The sequence below is a fragment of the Streptomyces sp. NPDC057654 genome (assembly GCF_042800135.1).
Taxonomy (GTDB): domain Bacteria; phylum Actinomycetota; class Actinomycetes; order Streptomycetales; family Streptomycetaceae; genus Streptomyces.
Genome location: NZ_JBHVHQ010000868.1, coordinates 1 through 3,604 on the forward strand (window position 1 = coordinate 1; position 3,604 = coordinate 3,604).

The 3,604-nt window shown below is 70.0% G+C and carries 3 protein-coding genes; all 3 read right to left on the minus strand.

Annotation, left to right across the window (positions count from 1 at the left end; genetic code table 11):
- Positions 1-72: 72 nt before the first annotated feature.
- The 3 genes from ACFU99_RS37435 to ACFU99_RS37445 all read right to left on the minus strand — a co-directional run bounded on the left by ACFU99_RS37435 (position 73) and on the right by ACFU99_RS37445 (position 3,376).
- Positions 73-1,530 carry a Cys-Gln thioester bond-forming surface protein gene (locus ACFU99_RS37435; protein ID WP_384401269.1) on the minus strand — a complete coding sequence of 486 codons (1,458 nt, stop codon included), beginning with the start codon at positions 1,528-1,530 and terminating at the stop codon, positions 73-75.
- A gap of 217 nt (positions 1,531-1,747) precedes the next feature.
- Positions 1,748-2,383 carry a single-stranded DNA-binding protein gene (locus ACFU99_RS37440; RefSeq protein ID WP_384401272.1) on the minus strand — a complete coding sequence of 212 codons (636 nt, stop codon included), beginning with the start codon at positions 2,381-2,383 and terminating at the stop codon, positions 1,748-1,750.
- Between the two features lie 318 nt (positions 2,384-2,701).
- Positions 2,702-3,376, minus strand: coding sequence for a hypothetical protein (locus tag ACFU99_RS37445; RefSeq protein ID WP_384401275.1), 675 nt, complete (start codon positions 3,374-3,376; stop codon positions 2,702-2,704).
- Between the last annotated feature and the right edge of the window lie 228 nt (positions 3,377-3,604).

Sequence of the window (3,604 nt, forward strand, 5' to 3'; positions counted from 1 at the left end):
TTCGTGCTCCGGGGCCGCGGTCTTCAGCGGTGTTCAGCTGTGTTCAGCCGCATTCAGAGGGTCACGCTCGGCTCACTGGCCGGCCGCGCCCGCCTTCTTCTTGCGGAGGAGGAAGACCGCTCCGCCGCCGACCACGACCAGGCCGACCGCGACGCTCGCGATCACCGGGGTGGCGCTGCTGCTGCCGGTCTCGGCCAGGTCACCGCCGCCGGTGGAGCTGGAGCCGGAACCGGTGGTCGAACCGGAACCGGTCGAACCGCCGGCCGACGCCGGGCTCGGGTGCGAGGACGGGGCGGGGGTGTGCGTGCCGCCGCCGGTCGACCCGGTGCCCGCGGTCTGGCAGTCCAGGACGCCGGAGAACGTCTTGGAGAAGCCGTTCGGACCGTTGATCGTGAACTTGTACGCCTGGTCCTCGGCCACCTTCACGAAGGTGGTCTCGGACTTGCCGGGCTGAACGGTGACCTTCTTGCCCTCCAGGGTGAAGGTGAACGCCTCGTCGCCCTTGTTGGTCGCCGTGACGTTCACGCCGCCCTTGACGCAGTCCTTCTTGGCGGAGACCGCCGGTATGGCGCCCTTCTTCGCCCAGTTGGCGGTGGCCGGAGCGGTGACGTTGCTCGCGGTGGAACCGGCCAGGATCTGGGTCTGGCTCTTGGCGTACTTGCCGATGCCGGTGAAGGCCCGCCCGATCGGCACCTGGGTGGTGGCCGAGGCGGTCAGCGAGGTGGCGCCGTCGGCCGCACCCGCCGGTACGTCGAAGAACAGCTGGCTGCCGTTGACCGCGTTGGTGAGGGGCTTGCCGGTCTTGTCGACGACCTTGACGCCCTTGGTGGCGGCGTCGCCCGCCGGGGCGACCGTCACGCTCTTCGCGTTGGTGTGCACCGTGATCGGGCCGAGCTTCTGGCCCGACTTGCCGGAGACCGCGTTCGGCGTGAGGGTCAGGGATGCCTTGGGCTCCTCGACCTTCTCGGCGCTCGTGGTGAGGTAGTCCGCCAGCTTCTCGGCGCTCTTGTTCTTCGCGTCGACCTTCACGTGGTCCGAGTAGCGCCAGATGGCCACCTGGGTGCCGGCGGCGGCCTGGTCCTCGGTGAGCGAGTCCACACCGGCGGTCTTGGCCAGCTTGGCGAGGTCGTTCACGTGCGGGTAGGAGTGCTCAAGGATCCAGAGGATCTTGCCCGCGTCGGGGTTGTTGTGGAGCGAGGACTGCTCCCAGTCGGTCTCCTTGTACTGCGCTCCGTCCTGCGTCGGGTTGTGGATGTCGATGCAGTACGACTGGATGTCGCCGCCTTCGCTCACCTTCATACGGAAGAGGCCGGCCTCGACGCCGTAGCTCTTCTTGCCCTTCTCATGCACGACCGCCTTGCCGGAGGTCGTCAGACCGCCGAGCGTGGCGGTGGCACCGCCGCCCTGGTTCTGGGGCACCTCGTCCGCGGCGGCCGGACCGGCCGCGGCCATCGCACCCGCCGCGACCAGGCCGGACGCCAGGGTCGCGGCAGCAAGACGGGCGGGCACCCGCCTTTTTACAGAAATCATGGATTTCCCCTCCGGGCGAGCGCAGATCAATTGGTCGCGCATCGCCAGCGAACTCAAAACTCAGGAGCCCCCGTTGGTACGAAACGGAATCCTAGGGATAGAGCACACCGCGGTCCCCACTCATACCTTCGGATAACCGATCCGAATCGGAATCGTTATCAGCGAAGACCCCCGTGACCTGGGATTATCGACAAATCCACCGGGCAAATCCCCCATTTCAGACGGATGTTGACCCGGCCGCTACATCCACCACAGGGGGCCCTGGCGACCAATTGGGGTCATTCACATGCACGGCCATTTCCGGCATCTCACCCGGAATCGCTCCAGGCATTGCTCCCGACATCACTCCTGACATCGCTCCCGACATCACCCCCGGCATCGCCCCTGATGAGGCGTCAGTGATCATGGTCGCGGTCGCACCTCCGCCCGCGACCGGAACTGTCGACTCCCTCTCGCCCGGAAGTCCATTTCGTTCAACTCGCAATGGTTTGGCGGGAACTACTCGCCGGAACGCCGATGTACCGCGCGCGAGATCGTGTCCGATGGCCACGGCATCGATGTCCGCCGAAAACCATCGCTTGCCATCGCGCTCACCTTGCTGGATACGCAACTTCCCCTGCACGACGACCGGTTCCCCCACCGAAACCGACGCCACCACATTCGACGCGAGCGACCGCCACGCCCACACCGTGTAGAAACTCGTGGAACCGTCGACCCACTCGCCGCGCCCCCGGTCGAAGCGGCGCACCGTGGAAGCCAGCCGGAACCGCGACACCGCCGCCCCCGTCGCCGCCTGCTTGAAGTCCGGCGCCGTGGCCACATTCCCCACGACCGTCACCAATGCTTCGTTCATCCCGACCGCCCCCGTTCGCTCCCCGCATCCCGTGCATTCATGCTGCCCGCACTCTCGATATCCCGCTGGGGCCTGTGGACGGAGAGTCGGAATGTGAGCAACTCGCTCACTCACAAGGGCTACAGGGGCCTCACGCACAACAAAGGCCACAGGATTGCGGAGGACGGCGAGGACGACGAGGGCGGCGAGGGCGGCGAGGGCGGCGAGGGCGATGAAGGCGATGAAGGCAATAGAGGTACGAGGCGATAGAGGTACGAGGCGATAGGGGTACGGGGCGACGGGGGTACGGACCGCACGAGCCCGCGGGAGGGCTCGGCCTCACACGCCGCCCACAGCCGTTCCCGGCCCCGCCGCGATGACGTACTGCTCCCGCACCTCCCGGTAGCGCAGCAGCTCGGCGGCGACCGGCTCCAGCACCCGCGCCCGCCCGCACCCGGCGGCCGCGTTCCGCAAGCGCCGTTCGGCGTCCAGCCCGTGCCCCCGCGCCGGGCCCCGCGCCGCGACCCGGCAGCCGGCCGCCAGCAAGGGCCCGCCGAGCCCACCACCCGTCAGAACCAGCGCGGGCACCCACCATTCGCCGCCGATCCAGCCGACGACCGCGCCGATCAGCCAGAGCAGACCGGCCACGTGAAGGCCGAACAGCCCCCATTGCCCGGCGGCCGCCGCCGTCCACCACTTCGGCCGTACGCACGGCCCCGCCGCCACATCGGCCGCCCCCCGGCCCGTACGCACCGCCACACCGCTCTTGCCGCTCCCGTCGCCCTTGGCGTTGTCCCCTCTCACGGCGTCCTCGGCGCCCTTGACGTGGCGGGCCGCCCCCACCTCGTCCAGCGCCTCCGCCAGCCCCTCGGCGCCGCGCCCGGCCGCCTCGCGCACGGCCTGCGCCCAGGGAACGGGCAGCCCCTCGGCGGCCCCGTGCACCAAGGTCCGTACGGCCTGCTCGACCATCGGCCGCGACGCCGTGCGCGAGGGCTGCCCAGCGGGGCGCGGCACATGCGTCCGCGCACCCGCTGCCACCGCTCGGCCGCCCCGCGTCCCGCCGCCCGCTGCACCTCTCTGACGCCTGCCGGCCCCACCAGCCCGATAGACCCCGCTGTCACTGCCGGCCCCGCCGACATCGCTGCCGGTACCACCGCCACCGGCGACGCCCCCGGCCGTGCAGCCCCCGGCGCCCGGCTGGGCCGTCGCCTGCCTCAGCCCGTACCAGCGGCGGGCCCGCGC